The 21,417-nt window shown below is 43.2% G+C and carries 29 protein-coding genes; all 29 read left to right on the forward strand.

The window, feature by feature from the left end; genetic code table 11:
* The first annotated feature begins 1 nt into the window (after position 1).
* The 29 genes from SM121_RS04800 (at position 2) to secG (ending at position 21,323) form a co-directional block, all read left to right on the forward strand.
* The gene (locus SM121_RS04800) at positions 2–244 is read left to right on the forward strand and encodes a hypothetical protein (RefSeq protein WP_320911296.1); all 243 of its coding nucleotides are present in this window, start codon (positions 2–4) and stop codon (positions 242–244) included.
* A 32-nt stretch (positions 245–276) separates the two neighbouring features.
* Positions 277–666, forward strand: a complete 390-nt coding sequence (locus SM121_RS04805) for a hypothetical protein (RefSeq protein ID WP_320911297.1) — start codon at positions 277–279, stop codon at positions 664–666.
* A complete protein-coding gene (locus SM121_RS04810) occupies positions 656–1,003 on the forward strand; it encodes a putative minor capsid protein (RefSeq protein WP_320911298.1) in 348 nt (115 codons plus the stop codon). The genes SM121_RS04805 and SM121_RS04810 overlap by 11 nt, the downstream gene beginning before the upstream one ends.
* Positions 1,003–1,353, forward strand: a complete 351-nt coding sequence (locus tag SM121_RS04815; RefSeq protein ID WP_320911299.1) for a minor capsid protein — start codon at positions 1,003–1,005, stop codon at positions 1,351–1,353. Before SM121_RS04810 ends, SM121_RS04815 begins: the two co-directional genes overlap by 1 nt.
* A complete protein-coding gene (locus SM121_RS04820) occupies positions 1,350–1,769 on the forward strand; it encodes a minor capsid protein (protein WP_320910500.1) in 420 nt (139 codons plus the stop codon). The genes SM121_RS04815 and SM121_RS04820 overlap by 4 nt, the downstream gene beginning before the upstream one ends.
* A gap of 3 nt (positions 1,770–1,772) precedes the next feature.
* Positions 1,773–2,222, forward strand: coding sequence for a phage tail tube protein (locus SM121_RS04825; protein ID WP_320910501.1), 450 nt, complete (start codon positions 1,773–1,775; stop codon positions 2,220–2,222).
* Between the two features lie 62 nt (positions 2,223–2,284).
* Complete coding sequence (locus SM121_RS04830) at positions 2,285–2,761, forward strand: hypothetical protein (RefSeq protein ID WP_320910502.1); 477 nt, start codon at positions 2,285–2,287, stop codon at positions 2,759–2,761.
* 15 nt (positions 2,762–2,776) lie between these two features.
* Entirely contained in the window at positions 2,777–3,346 is a 570-nt protein-coding gene (locus SM121_RS04835; RefSeq protein WP_320910503.1) for a Gp15 family bacteriophage protein, read from the forward strand.
* Positions 3,346–7,500, forward strand: coding sequence for a tape measure protein (locus SM121_RS04840; protein WP_320910504.1), 4,155 nt, complete (start codon positions 3,346–3,348; stop codon positions 7,498–7,500). Before SM121_RS04835 ends, SM121_RS04840 begins: the two co-directional genes overlap by 1 nt.
* Positions 7,500–8,213, forward strand: a complete 714-nt coding sequence (locus SM121_RS04845) for a distal tail protein Dit (protein ID WP_320910505.1) — start codon at positions 7,500–7,502, stop codon at positions 8,211–8,213. The genes SM121_RS04840 and SM121_RS04845 overlap by 1 nt, the downstream gene beginning before the upstream one ends.
* Positions 8,210–11,458, forward strand: coding sequence for a phage tail spike protein (locus tag SM121_RS04850; protein WP_320910506.1), 3,249 nt, complete (start codon positions 8,210–8,212; stop codon positions 11,456–11,458). Before SM121_RS04845 ends, SM121_RS04850 begins: the two co-directional genes overlap by 4 nt.
* Before the next feature lie 10 nt (positions 11,459–11,468).
* A complete protein-coding gene (locus SM121_RS04855; protein ID WP_320910507.1) occupies positions 11,469–11,663 on the forward strand; it encodes a hypothetical protein in 195 nt (64 codons plus the stop codon).
* Between the two features lie 3 nt (positions 11,664–11,666).
* Positions 11,667–12,281: a hypothetical protein gene (locus SM121_RS04860; protein WP_320910508.1), complete on the forward strand. Its 615-nt coding sequence runs from the start codon at positions 11,667–11,669 to the stop codon at positions 12,279–12,281.
* Between the two features lie 19 nt (positions 12,282–12,300).
* Positions 12,301–12,711: a hypothetical protein gene (locus SM121_RS04865; RefSeq protein ID WP_320910509.1), complete on the forward strand. Its 411-nt coding sequence runs from the start codon at positions 12,301–12,303 to the stop codon at positions 12,709–12,711.
* Between the two features lies 1 nt (position 12,712).
* On the forward strand, positions 12,713–13,042 hold the full coding sequence (locus tag SM121_RS04870; RefSeq protein ID WP_320910510.1) for a phage holin: 330 nt from the start codon (positions 12,713–12,715) through the stop codon (positions 13,040–13,042).
* Positions 13,043–13,052: 10 nt separating this feature from the next.
* Positions 13,053–13,898, forward strand: a complete 846-nt coding sequence (locus SM121_RS04875; protein ID WP_320910511.1) for a lytic exoenzyme target recognition domain-containing protein — start codon at positions 13,053–13,055, stop codon at positions 13,896–13,898.
* Positions 13,899–13,912: 14 nt separating this feature from the next.
* The gene (locus tag SM121_RS04880) at positions 13,913–14,377 is read left to right on the forward strand and encodes a hypothetical protein (RefSeq protein ID WP_320910512.1); all 465 of its coding nucleotides are present in this window, start codon (positions 13,913–13,915) and stop codon (positions 14,375–14,377) included.
* Between the two features lie 12 nt (positions 14,378–14,389).
* The gene (locus SM121_RS04885) at positions 14,390–14,731 is read left to right on the forward strand and encodes a hypothetical protein (RefSeq protein ID WP_320910513.1); all 342 of its coding nucleotides are present in this window, start codon (positions 14,390–14,392) and stop codon (positions 14,729–14,731) included.
* Between the two features lie 17 nt (positions 14,732–14,748).
* Positions 14,749–15,510: a hypothetical protein gene (locus tag SM121_RS04890; protein WP_320910514.1), complete on the forward strand. Its 762-nt coding sequence runs from the start codon at positions 14,749–14,751 to the stop codon at positions 15,508–15,510.
* Between the two features lie 123 nt (positions 15,511–15,633).
* Positions 15,634–15,789: a hypothetical protein gene (locus tag SM121_RS04895; protein ID WP_320910515.1), complete on the forward strand. Its 156-nt coding sequence runs from the start codon at positions 15,634–15,636 to the stop codon at positions 15,787–15,789.
* A 138-nt stretch (positions 15,790–15,927) separates the two neighbouring features.
* On the forward strand, positions 15,928–16,134 hold the full coding sequence (locus tag SM121_RS04900; RefSeq protein ID WP_320910516.1) for a hypothetical protein: 207 nt from the start codon (positions 15,928–15,930) through the stop codon (positions 16,132–16,134).
* Between the two features lie 283 nt (positions 16,135–16,417).
* Entirely contained in the window at positions 16,418–16,915 is a 498-nt protein-coding gene (gene ybeY / locus SM121_RS04905) for an rRNA maturation RNase YbeY (protein ID WP_003005431.1), read from the forward strand.
* Complete coding sequence (locus tag SM121_RS04910; protein ID WP_003008202.1) at positions 16,896–17,294, forward strand: diacylglycerol kinase family protein; 399 nt, start codon at positions 16,896–16,898, stop codon at positions 17,292–17,294. Before ybeY ends, SM121_RS04910 begins: the two co-directional genes overlap by 20 nt.
* A 29-nt stretch (positions 17,295–17,323) precedes the next feature.
* Complete coding sequence (era, locus tag SM121_RS04915) at positions 17,324–18,223, forward strand: GTPase Era (RefSeq protein WP_003004993.1); 900 nt, start codon at positions 17,324–17,326, stop codon at positions 18,221–18,223.
* Between the two features lie 48 nt (positions 18,224–18,271).
* On the forward strand, positions 18,272–19,096 hold the full coding sequence (gene mutM / locus SM121_RS04920; protein ID WP_320910517.1) for a DNA-formamidopyrimidine glycosylase: 825 nt from the start codon (positions 18,272–18,274) through the stop codon (positions 19,094–19,096).
* Complete coding sequence (gene coaE / locus SM121_RS04925) at positions 19,097–19,693, forward strand: dephospho-CoA kinase (RefSeq protein WP_320910518.1); 597 nt, start codon at positions 19,097–19,099, stop codon at positions 19,691–19,693.
* A 16-nt stretch (positions 19,694–19,709) separates the two neighbouring features.
* A complete protein-coding gene (locus tag SM121_RS04930) occupies positions 19,710–20,909 on the forward strand; it encodes a multidrug efflux MFS transporter (protein WP_320911320.1) in 1,200 nt (399 codons plus the stop codon).
* Positions 20,899–21,048, forward strand: coding sequence for a 50S ribosomal protein L33 (gene rpmG / locus SM121_RS04935; protein WP_003013480.1), 150 nt, complete (start codon positions 20,899–20,901; stop codon positions 21,046–21,048). The genes SM121_RS04930 and rpmG overlap by 11 nt, the downstream gene beginning before the upstream one ends.
* A 41-nt stretch (positions 21,049–21,089) precedes the next feature.
* On the forward strand, positions 21,090–21,323 hold the full coding sequence (secG, locus tag SM121_RS04940; RefSeq protein ID WP_003005710.1) for a preprotein translocase subunit SecG: 234 nt from the start codon (positions 21,090–21,092) through the stop codon (positions 21,321–21,323).
* Positions 21,324–21,417 lie beyond the last annotated feature (94 nt).

Raw genomic sequence — 21,417 nt, forward strand, 5'->3', positions numbered from 1 at the left:
ATTGGCGCTTTTTAAAACAACAAAAAATGTTTTCTTTCAAGATCTTGACATCACTGTATTAGAAAGTGACGTCGTGGAGCTTGATGACGCGACAGCTAAAGACCTAATCAATAAATTGGCAGATGTATTCCCTGGTGAAACTGTACTGATCGAAGTTACAGAAGCTGGTGAACAGAAACCAAAACGCAGTCGCAAGAAGAAAGCAGAAACAGAAACTACAGAAACGGAAGAGGTTGAGGCATAATCCAACCTCTTTTTTATAGAAGAGGTGAGAATATGGAATACTTAACCTATCCAGAATATCTTAAATTAGGTTTTGACGAAACGGATAAATACGATGAATTGTACAAACGCGCAGAAATGACTGTAAACCTGTACATTCATAATTTCTATGCTTACAAAGACTTCGAAAGTGATTTTAAACTACGCAAAGAAGCAGTAAAGAACGCTATCGCTTATCAGATTTACTACTTAGATCGCTCTGGAATTGCTACAGCAGAAGAGAAACAATCTCTATCTAGCGTGACTGTTGGACGAACCACAGTAAGCTATCAGAGTGGCTCTCAGAGCGTTTCAAAGGGTTCGCAGTATAATCTCTCTCTTGATGCTGAAAACTGGCTCAAAGTGGCTGGTTTTGGCTATAGCGGGGTGGACTATGATCGATAAGCGAATGTTAGTTGATACAGCAATCATTAAAAAGCGTGTTGGTATCGACGAGTGGGGAAAAGAAACATTTGGTGGTGATCTATACATTGATCCTTGCCGTTTTGACGAAAGTACCGCTCACGTACAATCACAGAAGTCTGGTAAGAGCAAGAACCGCACGGACCAATTCGCTGGGGTTTTGTATATCGACACAGACTACTGCAATTTTGAAATTGATCGCTCTTATATTGATGGGAAATTGATCGTAGATGGTCAAGAGTACATCATTGTTAAGATCACTCCTAATAGGCATCCGATTAATAAGCGAATACTTACTTATGAAATCGAGGTGATCTAATGGGGATTAGTATCAATGTCGATTTAGGACGGATTAATAAGAAGTTTGGTCCAAATGCAAAGAAAGTCGCTGAGTATGCTATTGCTAACCAAGCAATGTTGGACATGGAAAGGTTCGTACCTCTCCGTGGCGGTGATCTTCGAGGCTCTGGCCATGTATCTGGCAATCAGATTGTATATAACACAGTCTATGCCAGGGCGCAGTTTTACGGATCGTCCTACAACAAGCATCGTAGCTTTAAGTTTAGCAAGTATACCACTCCTGGTACAGGTCCACGGTGGGACTTGAAAGCCAAAGGAATGTATGGCGATAAATGGGCAGATAAAGGAAGGGAGGCATTAGGACTATGATCGCTAAAAATGATTTTTTAGAAAGACTTAATGCTTTTATCAATTCGCTTGATCTCCCTATTACGTCCCGTATGGATTATTTAGACGAGGACGAAAGCCTTGTGGTTTATCCACTAGCTGGTGGAAAGATCAATAAAATCTATATGGACGAGGCTAGAGACGTATCGCTGCCGTTTGAAATCGCAGTTAAGACAAAAGATCACGAAAAGGCTAATACCTGTCTATGGGCAGTTAACGAGGCCTTATCGGATTTATTCGTAGACATTCCAAGCGCTAACGGATCGTATGCGTTCGAAAATTTAGAAGTGGCAATGCCGTTTCTGAATGAAAGAGACGAACAAGGCTACTACATCTATTTACAAGATATTCAAGCAAACATTACGGTTTTCCAACCGCAAAAGAAAGGAATTAATTAATATATGGCACGTTATAAAAACGCCCTACGTGGGCATTTCATCGCTCCTGTAACTGATCCAAAAGTAGAGCCGGAAAAATCTACTTATTTGGAACTTGCAAAATGGATCGAAGAAATCGCAGATGATACAGACGAGGCTACAACTTCTGTAGCTTACTATGACGGAGACGGTACAGAAGAGACTACGGTTACATCTGTTAAAGGCTCTTACACTTTCAAAGGCACTTACGACAAGGAAGACCCAGCCATGAAGCACATCGCTGGTCTTAAATACAAACTCGGCAATGAACGACTTGTATGGCATAAGATCGTAGATGCTGATGGCAAGAACCAAGCAGTCGGAATCGCTACCGTATCTGATATCAAAGCTGGTTCGGGCGCTGCTGCAGAATACGAAGAATTTTCTTGCAAAATCTCGTATAATTCACTTCCAAAAATTTCAGCAGTCGTCTAATCGAATTATTGGGCGCTATCTGTTTAGGTAGCGCTCTTTTTTGTGCATAAAAGGAGGAAATCATGTCTATTTCAATCGAATTAAAACGCAACTTTATCCCGATCAATATCGGAGAAATCGAACTACAATTTGATACATCACTAGAAAATATCTCGCGTCTTGCAACGCTCCAAGAAGATATCGCAGAACGCTTTAACAAATACCAGTTAGAGCTGATTGAACGCTCAAATAATGGAGAGTTTGACGATCTTAAAGAAGGAGTCATTAACAAGCAAGTCATTGACGAAGCCTTTGATATGCAGAAAAAAATGACGGAGATTAAATATGATGTGTTATTCGGTGACGGTACCTTTGCTAAACTCTATGAACGTTATCCAGACCTTGACGCTTTGGATCATGCATTTGATGAGGTTGATACAATGCTGGGAGCTGAAATCGAACGTTTAGGCCAAGAACGGGCTAAGGCATCTGGTGCGGTTGCTGAGTCCTTTGTTAAAAAAGCAAAAGCCAAAAAGACAAAAAAGACCAGCAAAAAATAACAAGGGGGACTGCTCATGAAATTAAATGAGCCAATACAAAACTCCTTTGAATTAAACGGGCGCGCCTATGAAGTGGACTGTTCCTTTGATCTGGTGCTAGATGTCTTTGAGATGTTTGACAATGAAGTCATGAACAATCTTGAGAAGATGCGTACAGCGGTTTTAATGATGACGGACGAAGCCTTGGACAATCCAGAGGACATAGTAGCGGTGTGGGAATATATCGACGAGCATTTTTTAAAAACTAAAAAAGAGCGCGTGGTTTATGACCGGAACGGGAACCCTATGCCGATAGCCAAGGACGAAGAAAATGATGTCCGTTTGATTGATTTTGAAGTAGACGCCCAGGAAATTTACGCGAGCTTCGTGCAAGCGTATAATATCAACCTCTTTGAAGCACAAGGCCGGCTAACATGGCCCGAATTTATCGCGCTATTGAACGGTATGCCAGAGGGAACGGCTGTATCTCAATTAGTGGAGATACGGTCTTGGAAACCCTCGAAGAACGATAGTAGCGAGTACAAGGCCAAAATGCGCCGGTTACAAAACAAATATAGATTAGACGGAAAGGAGGGAGATGAATAATGGCAGATGGAAAAATTGTAATTGACGTCCAGGTTAACGGCAAGAAACTGACAGAGTTGTCAAATGCCTTGAAGCGTTTAGAGTCCGAAGCTCGAAGATCGGGCCAGGGAGTCAAAAGTGCCGGAGATGGTATCCAGGCTACTGGTGATAAGGCTCTAAGAGCTGGGCAAGGTTTCAAGCGTGCCGGTGACCGTATGGCCGAGGGTGCGAAGCTATCCGAGACATCAAGTAACGGCTTTCGCCGTGCTGGTGAAAAAATCAAGGAAAGCTCAGAAGTTGCTTCCAGGTCTGGCAGTGGTTTTAAACGGGCTGGTGAAAAGATCAAGGAAAGCTCAGAACTAGCTGGACGATCCGGAAATGGATTTAAACAAGCCGGGGAGAAAGTAAAAGAAAGCTCTGATCTTGCCCAACGGTCTGGCGAGGGTTTTAAACAGGCATCAAATAAAATCAAGTCAGCAAGCAATGAGGCTAGCTCTGGCGGTGAAGGCTTTAAACAAGCCGGGCACAAAGTGAAAGCCTCTGGCGAGGAAGCCAAAGGAGGCGGTGCTGGTTTTAAAAAGGCTGGTGAAGATGCCAAGGCTGGCGGAGATAAAGCCGGTCAAGGTGCTAAAGGCTTTGAAAAAATCAAAGACGCAATCAAAAACTTCTCAGCCGGTGCGGTAGCCTTTAAAGCTGTAAGCTCTGCGATGAACCTTGTAAGCCAGTCAATGGACAAAGCTATTGACCGCTTCGATACCTTGCAACGGTTCCCGAAAGTGATGAAGTCGCTAGGGCACTCATCAAAAGATGTAGCATCATCTACCAAGCTACTTGCCGATGGTATTGAGGGTTTACCAACTACGCTTGATACAGTCGTAGCTACAACTCAAAAACTAACCTCAATGACTGGGGACTTGAAGAAGTCTACCAAGCTCACTCTGGCATTAAATAATGCCTTTCTAGCGTCTGGTGCATCGACGGAAGATGCAGCGCGTGGTTTGCAACAATACAGCCAGATGTTATCTGCTGGTAAGGTTGATATGCAAAGCTGGAAAACCTTACAAGAAACCATGCCTTACGCTTTGCAAAAGACAGCCGAGTCCTTTGGCTTTGCTGGTGCATCGGCCCAGAAAGACTTTTATGAAGCCTTACGAGACGGAAAGATCACGTTTGATGATTTTAGTAAACGTCTGATTGAACTGAACAAAGGCACGAACGGTTTTGCCGAGATGGCCAAGAAAAACTCAGAGGGTATTAAGACTTCTTTCGGTAACATCGTGAACGCGGTAGCAAAAGGGATCGCAAACGTAATTGCTGAGTTTGACAAGATGAGTAAGGCAGTTACTGGTAAGAGCATTGCTCAGAACCTTGATAGTATTAAAGGAGCTGTAAATGATACCTTTAAAGTTATTATCAGTGTTATCCGCGGTGCTACACCAGTCGTTAAATCACTAGTGAGTGTATTGGGCTTTCTCAAACCTATTTTAGACCCGCTTATCGCTGTATTTACTGGTGTCGTATCAGCAGTATTGCTCTTTAAGGGAGCGATGCTTGGTCTGTCAATTATCAAGGGTATCGGTAGCCTAATTGGTACGCTTATCACTTCCCTGGTATCTCTAACCAGTACCTCGCTTGTAGCAACAGGAGCTACTACCGGACTTGCTGGGGCTTTGGCCTCCTTATCTTCTGGCGGAGTATTCCTGGTTGTCGGTGCTATTGCTGGCCTGGTGTCGTGGTTGACGCAAGAAAGCGAAGCGTCCAAGGAAGCCAAGGCCAAGAATGAAGAGTTTAAACGCTCCCTCGATGATCTACACGATAGTGTGGATAAAGGCAATGAAGCCTATAAAGACCGCAGAAATGAAATTCAGGCTACAGCCGAGGATAATGAGCGATTAGTCAAGAAGATTGACGAACTGAACGCGGTAGAGAATAAAACCGCTAGCCAGAAGAAAGAACTTGCGTCAGCAGCAGAAACCCTTAATTCACGTATTGAGGGCTTGAATATCCAGTACGACAAGGCGACCGGCACAATCAACATGACCACGGACGCGATCCGTAAGCAGATTGAGATTGCTAAGGCATCGGCTGAGATTGAGGCTGCTAACCAGAAAATGGTAGAAAATGCCAAGAAGCGCCTTGAAATCAAGGATAAGATGAAGGAACTTGAGAAGAAGTACCAGGATCTTATCAAAGAAACCGATAAAGTAGAAGGCGACGGGTTTATTAACTCTAATATTCGCGATATTGCGAAAACTGGGGTTAAGAAGAAATACAATGAAGAAGTTAAGAAGTTACAGGACGACATCAAGAAAACCGAGGAGTCCGATAACGAATTAACAAATACTATTGTTAAGAATAACGAAGCCAAGGCCAAGTCTACAGAAGATGCGTCTGGTCGTATAATCTATAACTTGACGACCATGAACGAGGAGCAGAAAAAAGCTGTAGAGATGATGCAACAAGAGTTTGCTAATCTCAAAGGTGAAGTTCAAAACGCATTCCAAGCTATCGAGCAACAGACAGCCTTATCTGCAGATCAAATGACCGCCAACCTGCAGAAGAACATCGACGCGGTTGATAAGTGGTCACAGAACCTTGAAATACTAGCTAAACGCGGGCTTGACCAAGGTCTTATCGAACAAATGCGCAAGTCTGGTCCTAAAATGGCCAATCAAACGCAGGCTCTTGTAGATGCGTCCGATGAGCAACTAGGACGACTCAACGGTAAATGGACCGAGGCGGGAGATAAAGCTAAAGAAGGCTTCCTCCGTGGTATTCGTGCTACTGGCCAAGAGTTACCGCCCGAAATCGAGAGCATGGTAACGGCTATCGGTGATGAGTTTAGGAAGGCACTAGCAGATGCGGGCTTTGAAGTTAAAGCCCGTGAAATCCCTCAAAAAGTAAGTGACGGTATTCGCTCAGGTAAAGGCGACGTCCAACAGGCAGCGTCCGAAGTCACAGAGGCATCTAAGCAGGCATTTAACAACTTACCAACAGAAGCTAAGTATAGCGGTTCGCAAGTAAGTGGTCAATATGCTCAAGGTATCACAGAGAACCAAGCATCGGCAGAAGTAGCAGTAGATGGCCTTAGAAACGCGTCTATAGGTGCTTTAGCTTCCCTCTTTGGAGATGGTCAGGTCAAAGGTGCTGAACTCAGTTCTGGTGTCGGAGCTGGGGTTGCGGGCGGTGTTGGTGTGGTGCAGGAAGCTGCCAACAGTTTAAGAAACAGTGCAGTAGTTTCGGTTGCGGGCATGTCCACAGATGGTCAAGTCAAAGGGTCGGATTTTAGCTCTGGCATAGCAAGTGGTATCGACGGAGGTCAGCATGTCGCGGTTGGTGCTGCATTATCATTAAACCAAGCTATTTCTTCTAAATTTATTTCGTTTTCAGCAGACGGCCAGCAATATGGTTCACAGTTTGGCTCTGGTATTGGCTCTGGTATCGATTTTTCAAGAGGAGTAGCTACTGGTGCATCTAATGCACTAAAACAGAGTGTTAATGCATCGGTTGATTCGCTAGGCAACGACGGACAACGTGCCGGTTCACAATTTGGATCTGGTGTTACTAGCGGTGTAGCAAGTCACAACAACGCAGTGTTTAGCGCGTCAAGCAACCTTAAATCCTCAGCTCACAATGGTATGTCTGGCGGGTACGACGGTGGCTTTAATGCAGGTACTGCTATTGGTGAAGGTATGGCCAGTGGTATCGCTTCTATGGCCCATGCGGTTATAGGTGCAGCGTCCAGTATCGCATTAAGTGCAGTGTCTTCAGCTCGGTCTACTTTGCGGATCAACTCACCATCTAAAGTATTTAGAGATCAAGTCGGTCGCGCCATTCCAGAGGGTATGGCAGTAGGTATCGAAAAGTACGGCTACTATGTAGACGACTCAATGACTGACCTCGCAAACAAGACAGTAGAATCCGGTAAAAAATACACGGACGGCTTTGGCTTTAACTTACCAGGTCGTGGTGATCTTGTTAGTGGTCTGACTGACACACTAGCTTCACGGTTTGGCTATGCAGGCGGTGGAATCTCAAACTCAAACGTCACAAACAACTATACACTCAACGCAAACGGTACAGCTAATGATAATTTCTTTAGCCCCGAAAACATGCGCAGGCTCTTGCGTGAGCTTGCTTACTATACGAATTTGGAAGGAGGTAGAATGGCATAATGGGAAGTTTTACTTTTAATGGTGTTAGTAGCACTACTCACGGTCTACGAGTGACCAGCGACTATATTATCAGTTCGACTGGGAGTGATGTGGAAACAGTAGCGGTCCCTGGTCGCGATGGCGATCTATTGATCTCAAAGAACCGTCTTAAATCGGTGACTATCGAGTTGCCTTGTACCGTCCTTTCAAACCGTAAGCTAACGGACGCAGAAAGCGACATCAGCAATTGGCTAAACGTTGACGGCTATAAAGATTTGACCCTATCCTGGGACCCAGATTTTATCTACCGGTCAGCATTTATCGAGACTTTTGAAGTGTCTAGCCTTATGAAGCAGTTTGGTAAAGTCAAGCTAAACTTTTTGACCTATCCAGTCAAATTTTATAAGCAAGGCCGTACTACTCAAACCCTGACAAATGGAGTTGCGATCAATGGACTCGGAAATGTCAACGCAAAACCGATCATCACTCTTGTCGGATCTGGTGACTGTACACTTACGATTAACGGACGCAAGACCAAATTAAAGGCTGTACAGAATAAGATCACTCTGGATATGCAAGCAAACCAGGTATACTCTGGTAATTTGCAAGCCTGGGATAAAGTTGTTCGATCTCCACAATTCCAGATGCCTTACCTTGATTACGGTCGTAATTTGATAAGTTGGGACGGCAATTTTACTATCACAATGATTCCAAACTGGGGGGTTAAGCTATGAGGCCTATACTATTTAACAAGAATGAGCAGTCATTTGATACATACGGTCTCGGTGAACTTAACGTAACTAAAGGGACTGTAACCCGTGAACGCAACGGGAATTATACGCTATATGCTGAGATTCCTGTGAACGATCCAATGGTAGCAAGTCTTGAGAAAGAAATGAAACTCAAGGCCGATGCAGGTTTAAGGACGAAGAACCAAACCTTTGAAATCTCGCGAATCGTAAAAGATAGCAGTAACATTGTTAAAATTTACGGTCAACATATCAGCCACAAGCTGGAATACATGGTGCTGAGAAATGCTACGGCATTCTCTGGGACAGCATATAACGCACTAGCTATCTGGAAAGGCGCTCTGATCGGTGATCTGACCTTTGACGTCTGGTCTGATATTCAGACCTCTAATAAGGGTATGTTTGATATCTCGAAGATGGAAAATGCCCGTTTGGCATTGGGTGGTGTAGAAGGCTCTATTCTCGATCTGTACGGCGGTGAGTATGAGTTTGATAATATGACTATCAGACTGCACAAACAGCTTGGACGTACTGCTCCAACGGTGCTGGAATATGGTCGTAATATCCTATCTGCTGAATTGGACGAAACGATTGAGAGTGCATATACTAGCGTGTTGCCATTTGCGACTTATACCCCTGAAAAACCAGCGGGTGATACTAGTGATAGTCAACCAGACCCAGTAACCGTAACGATCCCAGAGAATTACATAGATAGTAAATACAAGTCATTATACGCTCATCGTAGAATTAAAGTCGTAGACTTTTCAAGCGAATTTAGCACGGACAGCAAGAAGAAAAACATTCCAACCGCTGATAAGTTGCGAAAACTTGCTACGGACTACATGAATAAGAACGCTATCGGTAAGCCTAAAATCAATATCAAAATTGAGTATGCTGATTTAGCTAAAACGCTAGACTATGCTGATAATGGCTGGATCGAAGAGCTGGAATTGTGTGACATCATCCCTATCTACTATCCACAGATTGGGTTAACGGATGAAACTGCAAAAGTAACTACGATCACTTACGACTTTGTCAACGAGCGAAATGAAAGCGTGGAGTTTGGTGATATCGGTACAAATGTTAGATCGACTATGCAGAGCGGTCTAGCTGGGAAAGTTGATGATATTGCTAAGGCTCAACAAGATTTTGAGAATAGTTTGCCAGGCTATCTTCTAAACGCTCAAGGGAATAAAGTCTGGTATAACCACCCAGACGACAAAGAACACAAGATCGGTGACATCTGGTTTGAGAAGAACGGTATCTATGACCGTATGTACGTCTGGAATGGTTCAATGTGGGAGAAGCGCATTGATACCGAAGATGTTGATAAGATCAAGAAAGAGGTTGATAAGCAGTTAGAGCAAGCTAGACAGTCAACCAATCTTGAAATTGAGAAAGTCAATGCGAAAGCGCAAGAAGCACTAGTAAAAGCTGGTACAATTCCAGATGCTGGGAAGCTGTCAGAGCAGATAAAAACGCTGATTTTAAACAGTCCAGACTTAAATCGTAAAGTCACAGAAAGCCTTTATCAGACAGATAGCGGGGTTATTTATAATAAAATCTTGCAGAATGTCAAAACTGATTTTATATCAAAACAAGTTTTTGACGGATTTGAAAGAAGTACCAATACTGGTCTAGCTGATTTACGAAATAAAGCTGACAATACAGAATCTGCAATCCAAAGGCAAACTGTAGAATTTAACAAGCTAACCGAATCTAACAAACTCTATGAGCGTATCATCGGCACGTCCGAAACAGACGCACCCGATAAGCTATCACGTTTGGTTATGTCTAGCGAGATATTTCAAACAGAAGTCGGCAAGTACGTTACAGATGATTTCAACTTAGTTTACGACCCTACCAATTTAAGTAAATGGAAGAAGAAGCAATCTGAAGCCAATGTCGTTGAAGTTACAGCCTCAACGAAATTATTGAGAATTACCAATTCTAATAAAACTAACAGTGTTTACCATGGTTTTGCGTTACCACTTAACACATCAACGTTTACCCAGGGCGAAAAAATCAGTTATCGTTTTGAAGCATGGGTAGATGTACTGCCAGATGCTCCCCTTGGTATCGAATTATGGTCAGCAGATGGTGGACTTGCGTCTGACCGAGTATACTTTGATAAAACTGGTATACAAATTATCACAGGTACTATGACGGTCAATAAGACGACGACTAACTCGAGAGAATTCCCGCTGGAATTTTGGTTAATGAAGAATGGTCAAGTTGCCATCGGTAAGGTATCTCTTGTTCGTGGGGATAGGCCACCAAACAAGTTTGTAGACAGTGCAGCTATGCAAGGCATTGCTACACAGACGCAAGTCACACAGCTAGAAGGATCATGGGCAGTACGTAATCTCAATGGCAATGGTGATGTACTCAACTCAATCAACGTCCTCGCTAATGGCACCAACCGAATAGACGGACGATTAACACACATCACTGGTCAGACCAAGATTGATAATGCAGTTATCAAGGACGGTATGATAGCAAACCTATCTGCCGATAAACTAACCGCTGGCACGATTGACGCTAGCCAGATTAATGTGATTAACGTTAATGCAAGTAATGTACTAGCTGGTACGCTAACTGGTATGACCGTTCGAGGTGGTCGAGTCGAGGCCTTAAATGGCAAAATGAATATTGACTTGCAGAATAGCCAGTATAACGTTTTGAGCAATGAAGCTACAATCAGACGGATTGATGACACGAACTCGTCTCAATTTATATCGCTCAAAAAGAGTGGGTTTGTTGCTGAACATTTCAGAGACAGCAACGCAGCATTGATGATTTTTGGTACAAACCACAACAAAAAAACCCCAGAAGCACACGATAACGCTAGTTTTGCTGGTATTCGGTTGTGGTCTGGAAAGGGCAATGGAACGACAGAAAGCCTTACAGAATTTATTGGCGACCGTGTACTTATTTATAATAACGGACCAAACCGTAGTCCGTGGAACTTTCATAATAACATCAATGGCAAGCAGACATACCTGCTCCCAATGAACGAGAATGGCGTTAAGCATTACATTGGACGAGGTGACTTCTTTTTAGAAGCGGTTTATTCTCGTAAGGTCATTCTTGCAAACGGCAAAGATGTTGGAACTTATCTCTGGGACTTACTGGGTTGCTTCGGTACGATGATGAGATATGGGATGGTCACAGATAAAGCGATTAAAAACCACATCCAAGAAATTTTAAACGGATACGGATTTAAATAAGAGGTGAATAATGCACACGACAGACAGAATTATCAACGATGTCGCAATCCAACTTGCGAATAAAGTTATTGAGTGCGCTAATTACAAGGCGCTATACGAAGAAGCACAAGAACAACTAGCACGAATTAACAACGTACTAGAAGCAGATGAAGCTCTTAAAGAGCTATTCGACGAAATCGCAGAAAAATTAGAAAAGGAAAACTAAAATATGACATTTAAAGTAGTTAATAAATATTTGCAAGAAGCTGATAAAACATTTGTAGCAATTCGACAAGACGCACCATATACGGCTTTTGACCGTGTATTGATCGGTGACCGTACCAGCGAATCAGACGAAGTACTGATTCAAGCTGTACTTGGTCAAGTTGCGACTGAATTAAACCCAGCCGATGGTGTTAAGAAATTGCAAGAGGACCTACATACTCAAGCGCAAGAGTACGAAGCTAAACTGGCTGAGAAAGATACTAAAATCTCAGAAGTTAAGTCGGTAGCAGATTGGGCAGTTTTGGCAGCAGTAACCAACACAGAAAGCCCACTTGATCCAACACTTTATGCGCGTGGATTGGAGTTGGTTGAAGCTGGACAAGCTGGCAAGACTTACAAGCCGTATGAAATCTTTACGGTCACTAATCCAGCTTATACTCCTAAATATGGAGAGGGTCAACGCGTTCTTGTCCAAGTAAATCAAGATTTTACTTACAACAACGAGACAGTAGCTGATCTTGAGGGATCATTATCACAGAATGGCAAACTCGCAGTCTGGAAATGGACTGAACCTAAACCATCATCTAATACTGATTTAGAAACTCAACCAGTACAGTAAGCTAGTAGCATAATAGGGGGTGGTTAAATTGGACCTATTGGCACTAGTAGACAAATTAACTCCCGTATTGGTCGTGATTATTCCAAGTTATTTCTCGTTTAAAAGCACAAAAACTTCCAAAGAAGCTGACAAACGTCTTGAGGGTCTATCTAATAAGATAGACACCCTCGAGAAGTCAGTAGGAAGCGTGGAAGAAATCGGGAAAGATAACCAACGGAATTTAACGATTATCGGGAAAGGCTTACAACGGCTTCAACGTTTTCGATTGCAGGAGAACTTAAAAAACGCGCTCAAGCGTGGGTATACTAACCAGCACGAGCTAGAGGAGTTGTCTAAACTATATGAAAGTTACGTCGAGTTAGGCGGTAACGGTGCTATAAGAGTGCTCTTTGAGCGCTTTTTAGAGCTAGAAATTAGAGAGGAAAAATAACATGGATCAAATCACAAGCATTATTACATCGTCAGCAATGAGCATTTTAGTTGTATTAACCGGGATCGTGGTCCAAGCGGTCAAGAAATACTTACTAATGCGCGGTGGTAAGAAAGCGATCGAGATCGTTGAGATCTTGGCTAAAAACGCGGTTAACGCTACAGAGCAAGTTGCGGACAAGTTAGATATTCACGGATCAGACAAGTTAGAGCACGCTAAAGCGAGCTTGATCGAGGGTCTTGAGTCTCAAAATATCCACTTGACGAATCAAGAACTCAATACCTTTATTGAAGCAGCGGTTAAAAAAGCGAATGATGAATGGAAAAAATAGGAGATAGACAATGAGTGTACAACAATTAACAGTCAACTGGTTTATCAATCATCGTGGGCTACTCACTTATTCCATGCTTGGAAGTCGTAACGGAGCAGACGGCACGGCTGATTGCTCCGGCTCAATTTCACAGGCTCTTAAAGAAGCAGGGATCAAGATCATCGGCTTACCGTCAACGGTTACGCTTGGACAGCAACTCGCAAATAACGGCTTCTATCGTGTGAGTATCAATCAATCTTGGGACGCTCAAACGGGCGATATCGTCCTTATGAGCTGGGGCGCTGATATGTCCTCATCTGGCGGTGCTGGTGGCCACGTCGGAGTCATGATCGACGATACATACTTTATTTCTTGCGATTATTCAACTCAAGGCGCAACTGGTCAAGCGATCAACACTTACCCGTGGAATGATTACTATAACTGGAATAAACCAGCTTATATCGAGGTTTGGCGTTATGCTGACACAGCACCACAGACCAACAACCAAGCTAACACAACCGTACAGCCAAAAGACAAGGCCTTTTATCAAGCGAATGATGTCAAATACGTTAACGGTATCTATCAGATCAAGTGCGATTATCTCGCGCCCGTGGGCTTTGACTGGACCGAGAACGGTATTCCTGTTTCTTTGGTAAACTGGGTTGATAAGGACGGAAACAACTTGCCAGACGGAGCGGACAAAGACTTCAAAGCTGGTATGTACTTTAGTTTTGAACTTGATGAAGTCCATATCGCAGATACCGGCAAGGGCGGTTACTACGGTGGCTATTACTGGCGATGGTTTGAATTTGGCCAATTTGGACCAGTCTGGCTTTCGTGCTGGGATAAAGACGATCTAGTAAACTATTATGAGTAAAGAGGGGTGATTGAATGAATCGCTCAAACTGTACCAACTTAAAGCAGTTTGAGGGCGGTCGGGTCGTTAAACAAGGCGACTCGGCTTCCCTTTTTGGTTTTGCATTATATGATGAGAACTGGGTTCCGATTGACCTTGACGGACAGGCAGCTACAATTTACTTTACTAGCAAAAAAGGCAAAGCGTCCTTTAGTGCGACCGTCCAAGGCTCAAAGGTATCGTTTAAAATTCCCAAGGTCTTACCGGTCGAGAGCTATCTTGTCGAGGTTGATTGTGCTGGATACGTATTTCCAAGTGACCAGAGTGTCCGGGTTGACGTAGTTCAGTCAGCGGAAGAATACACCAGCGAGCAAGTCTTGGACCTTGTAAAAAATAACGTCAAAGAAGAAATCGACAAGTATATTTCAGCGCACCCTAACGGACCGCAGACGGAAGAGTTCCCAGACCTCACAGTACTATATAACCTAGCTAAAATTTGAAAGGACATATAAATGACTTTAAACACAGAAAAACTAACACAATTCGCACAGGCCGTCGGTGCTGACGTAAAAGAAATTAAAACAACTTTGGCTACCAAGGCTGACAAGTCAGAAGTAGGCCAAGGCGGAATCACCCAACAACAACTTGATACAGCGATCCAAGGTGTGAAAACTGCTATTCTTGGCGAAGGTGTACCAGAAGAATTGGATACCCTCAAAGAAATCGCTGATAAGATCAAAGCGGGCGAAAACCCAGACAGTGCGATCGTGTCTAAAATGACCGAGCTTGGTCAGAAATTCACTGACTTAGAAAATACTGACTTTGTACAGATTTATACCACAGCCAAAAAATAGCCTCTAAGGGGTGACACATGGATAAATTAAAAGAAACTATCAAATTAATCGGGAAAGATATTTATAATCTAAACAACAGTCAAAAAAACTTTTTGTCATTAAACAAAGCATACAGTTTGTTTCCAACTTTCGCTGGTCTCCAAAACCAAACGAGCAGGCTTGCGACTAAAAACGACCTTGAGGAGTTAAAACGCAACGTTGAAGCTAATGATACTGACCTAAAAGGCGAAGGCTTCCCATACGATTTAAAGGCTGATATCGGTACAACTTATGTCGATACCACAGCTAAGAACGGCGCTTACAAGTGGATCAAAAAAAGCCCTGGCACAGGGTGGCGGACATGGTCGATTTTAGCCGGTGATACAGGCTCAGTACGACCTAACAATATCCAATCAAATTTGGATAACGCATATATTGAGCTTAGACGAATTAACTCTACCGTTGAGATTACTTTCGGTGGGCTAAAATGGGGCTGGTTTGGGATCAAACGTAGAGGATCGGAAGGATATTATCCACAAAGCTCAGACAAAGAGAGAAACGTTACGATTCTCCCAATCGGTGGGCTCCCATTAGGCTTTCGTCCAACTGGCTCAAAGATCGGAATCATGATGAATGACAAGGGTAAGCGGTACGGCACGTGGTATGTGGGCGGAAGTACTGATAAGAATCATGTTCGCTTACAGTTTGATGATCCAGTACCAACCGATCAAGATATCACAGATATCAGATTCACTAACATGACGTATACCACGGACGATCCGTGGCCAGAAAATTTATAATATAGTTTAACCCTCCCACTTCGGGAGGGCTTTTTTGCTGTAAAAAATTTAAAAAAGATATAAAAAAGGGTTGACTAATGCATTGAAATGCGGTATAATTAATAATGTAAGGAGGTGATACAAATGGACAACCTAGACGAGTGGCTAGCAAGGGTCACGGTCGGGATTGGAATTGCAGTAGCAATTTCAAAGGAAAGTCGCTCTTGGTACCAAGTACTAAAAGAGCAAAATAAAAAAGCGAAAATCGCTCCCAAGTTTCGCAGACGCAGGAAGAGATAATCGCTAAAGGGTAAGAGAGCGAAAGCTCTCCTTACCTTTCATTGTATAAGAAAGCGGGAAAAAAATCAAGATGAAAATTATTCTAGTTGCAGCAATCATTGCGATCGCTATCGCTTGGTATTCAGGAGATAAAAAATAATGAATAAAGCAGATTTGAGCAAAATCCAAAAATTATTAAAAACTGTAACTGCCTATAAGATTTCAAAGGCTACTGGGATAGGCGACACAACAATCAGCAGATGGGTAACAGGTAAAACCCCTATCAAAAAAATGAGTTTAGAAAATGCTATCAAATTGACGAATTTTGCGGAAGAATTAGAGAAGAAAAATAATAAAGATGCTTGACGAATGTTCTGAAAAATCCAAGCATGGACAGATTATGACTAGTGTAGTCGCAGACGAAATTTAAGAGAGGTATCCTATATTTTAAAACCACTCATACCGAGTGGTTTTTTTCTGTTCTAACAGCAATCGAATGACTACGTTATTGACTACGTTTTTATTTATTTGAGCAATATCCGACCATACCCAAAATATAGTAAAATCAACTAACCACATCTAATGGATATCTAATAGAAACTATTTTTAAATTATGCTATAATGAAGTGATAATAGTGAGGTGATCCAGATGTATATTGAAATGGTAGATGAGACTGGTCAAGTCTCTGACGAAATTTTAAAACAAACGCAAGAAATTTTAGAATTTGCTGCTCAAAAAATTGGGAAAGAAGACAAGGAAATGGCTGTGACTTTTGTAACCAATGAACGCAGTCATGAACTAAATCTTGAATACCGTGATACGGATCGTCCGACGGATGTCATCAGTTTAGAATACAAGCCAGAGATGGAGATTTCTTTTGACGAGGAAGACCTTGCAGAAAATCCAGAATTGGCAGAGATGATGGCTGAATTCGATACCTATATTGGTGAGCTCTTTATTTCAATTGACAAGGCGCGCGAGCAAGCCGAAGAATATGGCCACAGCTTTGAGCGCGAAATGGGATTTTTAGCAGTGCATGGTTTTCTTCATATCAATGGCTATGATCACTATACGCCGGAAGAAGAAAAGGAAATGTTTGGCTTACAGGAAGAGATTTTGACAGCCTATGGACTCACAAGACAATAAGCGAAAATGGAAAAATCGGGACTTCACTTCAAGCCTGGAGTTTGCGATAACAGGAATTTTCACGGCGATCAAAGAAGAGCGCAATATGCGCAAGCATGCCTTATCAGCCCTTGTAGCAATTCTTGCTGGTTTGGTATTTAGGATTTCTGCGACAGAATGGCTCTTTTTATTGCTCAGCATCACCTTGGTGATTGCGTTTGAAATTATGAATTCAGCCATTGAAAATGTGGTGGATTTAGCTAGTAACTACCATTTCTCCATGTTGGCAAAGAATGCCAAAGACATGGCAGCTGGAGCAGTCCTCGTCGTATCAGGCTTTGCCCTACTAACAGGACTGGTGATTTTTGTGCCCAAATTCTGGGCCTTGGTATTTGGATAAGAGGGAGTATGCCCTCGTGAAAGGATAATATGACATTTAAATCAGGTTTTGTAGCCATTTTAGGACGTCCCAATGTTGGGAAGTCAACTTTTTTGAACCACGTTATGGGGCAAAAAATTGCCATCATGAGTGACAAAGCGCAGACAACGCGCAATAAGATTATGGGGATTTATACGACGGATAAGGAACAGATCGTCTTTATCGATACCCCAGGGATTCACAAACCAAAGACAGCGCTTGGAGACTTCATGGTGGAGTCGGCCTATAGCACCCTTCGAGAAGTGGATACCGTTCTCTTTATGGTGCCAGCAGATGAACCACGTGGGAAGGGCGATGACATGATCATCGAGCGTCTCAAGGCTGCTAAGGTGCCGGTTATTCTGGTGGTCAACAAGATCGACAAGGTGCACCCTGACCAACTCTTGGCGCAAATCGATGACTTCCGTAGTCAGATGGATTTCAAGGAAATCGTGCCGATTTCAGCCCTCCAAGGAAACAATGTTTCGCGTTTGATTGATATTTTAAGTGAAAACTTAGAAGAAGGTTTCCAATATTTCCCTGCCGATCAAATCACCGATCACCCAGAGCGCTTCTTGGTCTCTGAAATGATCCGTGAAAAGGTTTTGCATTTAACGCGGGAAGAAATTCCTCACTCTGTGGCAGTAGTAGTGGATTCTATGAAGCGGGATGAAGAGACAGATAAGGTCCATATCCGTGCAACCATCATGGTCGAGCGCGATAGCCAAAAAGGGATTGTCATCGGAAAAGGTGGCGCCATGCTTAAGAAGATCGGAACCCTTGCGCGTAAGGATATTGAGCTCATGCTAGGGGACAAGGTCTTCCTAGAAACATGGGTCAAGGTCAAGAAAAATTGGCGGGATAAGAAATTGGATCTTGCCGATTTCGGATACAACGAAAAAGAATATTAAGAAGAGGTGGGCAGAAGCCTGCTTCTTGTTTTTAGAGAAGGAGAAGCTATGCCTGAATTACCAGAAGTAGAGACCGTTCGACGAGGTCTTGAGAAATTAATTCTTGGGAAAACCATCCAGTCAGTGGAAGTAAAGTATCCAAAGATGATTCAGACGGATCTGGATGCTTTTCGACAAGATCTCCCAGGTCAAGAAATTCGGGCCATGGGGCGCCGCGGGAAATACCTTTTGTTTTATCTGACGGATCTGGTCATCATCTCGCATTTGCGGATGGAAGGCAAGTATTTCTTTTATCCAGACGAAGTTCCTCTTCGCAAGCATGCCCATGTCTTTCTTCATTTTACAGATGGTAGCACCCTGGTCTATGAGGATGTCCGCAAGTTTGGGACCATGGAAGTCCTAGTACCTGTGCTTGTCGACAGCTATTTTTTGGCGAAAAAGATTGGTCCAGAGCCGACAGAAGCGGATTTTAAAGAACCGGCCTTCCAAGTAGCTCTTAAAAAATCAAAGAAACCCATTAAATCAGCTCTTTTAGACCAAAAATTAGTGGCTGGTCTGGGCAATATCTATGTGGATGAGGTCCTTTATCGAGCCAAGGTTCATCCAGCCCGTTTGGGTCAAAGCTTGACTGCTAGAGAAGCTAAAGCAATCCGCAAAGAAACGATTGCCGTGCTTGCTCAGGCTGTTGAAAAGGGTGGCTCCACCATTCGCTCCTACAGCAATGCTTTTGGAGAAGATGGCACCATGCAGGAAGAACACCAGATCTATGGGAAAACAGGCCAGCCTTGTTTGCGCTGCGGGACACCGATTGAGAAAATCCAGCTGGGAGGACGCGGAACCCATTTTTGCCCCCACTGCCAAAAGGAGAACTAGATGGCAAGAATCATCGGATTAACAGGAGGGATTGCTTCAGGAAAGTCCACTGTCACCTCCTATCTGAGAGAAAAAGAGTATCCTGTCATTGATGCGGATCAAGTGGTTCATGATTTGCAGGCACCAGGTGGAGAACTCTACCGTGTCCTAGTGGATCATTTTGGTAAAGAGATCCTTACCAAAGAAGGAGAGCTGGATCGCCTAGCTTTGGGTCAGCGGATCTTTTCAGACCCTAGTGAAAGAGACTGGTCCAATCGCGTCCAAGGCAGGCTTATTCGTGAGGCTCTAGCTGAGGTAAGAGACAGACAAGCTGCACAATCCGATCTCTTTTTTATGGATATTCCTCTCTTAATCGAGCAGCACTATGAAGAGTGGTTTGAATCTGTCTGGTTGGTAGCTGTATCAACAGAAACCCAGCTCAAACGCCTGATGGAACGCAACCACTTATCGGAACAGCAGGCCCAGGAACGCATCGCATCTCAAATGCCACTAGATGAAAAAAGAGCCCATGCAGATCTGGTTCTAGACAATAATGACAATCTTGCTGCCCTCTATGCCCAATTAGATGCAGCCCTAAAACAATTAGAAAGAAGATGATTTTATCACAAGAGAAATCAATTGGCGTAAAAATCTATATATTGCCTGGATCGGGTGCTTTTTCATCGGAGCCAGCCTTTCTTTAGTCGTCCCTTTTATGGCCCTCTTTGTGGAAGAGTTGGGTGTTACGGGCAAGGCTGTTCCCTTTTATGCTGGCATTGCCGTCGCAAGTTCTTCTGTAACCTCTGCGATCATGTCCCCCATCTGGGGGAGCTTAGCCGACCGCTATGGTCGAAAACCCATGATGCTTAGAGCTTCCATTGCCATGACGCTGACCATGGGAGGCATTGCCTTTGTCCCTTCCGTCTTTTGGCTCTTGGTCCTGCGCTTGCTCAATGGGGTCTTTTCAGGCTTTGTCCCAAATAGTACAGCCCTGATTGCTAGTCAAGTTCCCAAGGATCAATCGGGCTATGCCCTAGGGGCATTGTCGACTGGTGTCGTTGCAGGAACCTTGATGGGGCCTTTGATTGGGGGACTCATTGCCGAAAATCTGGGAATGCGCAATGTCTTTCTCTTGGTTGGCTTCTTCTTATTTTTGGTTTCCCTCTTAACCTTCTGGGGCATTGAGGAAGAGTATGAGCCCCTTCCAAAAGAAGAACAAAAATCCAGTTGGCAGTTGCTCATGTCCATTCAGCAAAAAGATATCCTCTTAGGCCTCTTTTTGACCAGCATGACCATTCAAATGATTGCTCAATCTATTTCTCCGATCCTGCCTCTTTATGTGCGAGCTTTGGGACAAAGAGATAACCTGATCTTTGTATCGGGGATGATTGTTTCAGCTATGGGTGTCTCCAGTATGCTTTTTTCAGGTTGGATGGGAAAACTCGGAGACCGAATCGGGAATCACCGGCTCTTATTAATCGCCCTTCTCTATAGTGGCTGTCTCTATATCCTTTGTGCCCAAGCGCAAACACCCCTGCAATTAGGAATTTTACGCTTCCTCTTTGGGATTGGGACTGGAGCCCTACTACCAGGAGTTTCTGCTTTGTTAAATCGTTTAACCCCTCCTGAAGGGATTTCTCGGATCTTTAGCTACAACCAGCTCTTTTATTACTTAGGTGGTGTATTAGGGCCAATGATGGGATCGAGTATTTTCATGCATTTTGGCTATCATTGGGTATTTTACGGTACAGCCCTTTTGGCTTTTACCGATTTGATGTTCCTCTTGTTCTTATTTAGAAAGTATTTGAAAGTGAGAGACGTACGTGCGAATTAAAGTTCAATTGACCTGCACCAGCTGTGGGAGTCAGAATTATTTGACCAGTAAGAATACCAAAACCCATCCTGAAAAGATCCAGGTCTTGAAGTATTGTCCCAAGGAAAGAAAAGTAATCTTACATATTGAATCAAAATGATTTTCATGATATAATAGTTTAGATTTTAAGGAGTTTTAATTATGAGCGGAGCATTAACAACTATTTTACTAGTATTATCAGTATTGATTATTATTGCAATCTTTATGCAACCAACGAAAAACCAATCGAGCAACGTCTTTGACGCAAGCTCAAATGACTTATTTGAACGATCAAAAGCGCGCGGGTTTGAAGCCGTGATGCAACGCTTAACAGCTGTTATGATCTTCTTTTGGTTACTGATTGCGATGATTTTAATGGTACTTTCTAGTAGATAAGATAGGCTCAGACAATGTCTTTGCCTATTTTTATTTTGCAAAACGATATCCCAACCAGATAGAAAAAAGGAGGCTGGATAACCAGCAAATACAT

It is taken from the genome of Streptococcus sp. S1 (genome assembly GCF_034137685.1).
GTDB classification, from domain to species: domain Bacteria; phylum Bacillota; class Bacilli; order Lactobacillales; family Streptococcaceae; genus Streptococcus; species Streptococcus dentalis.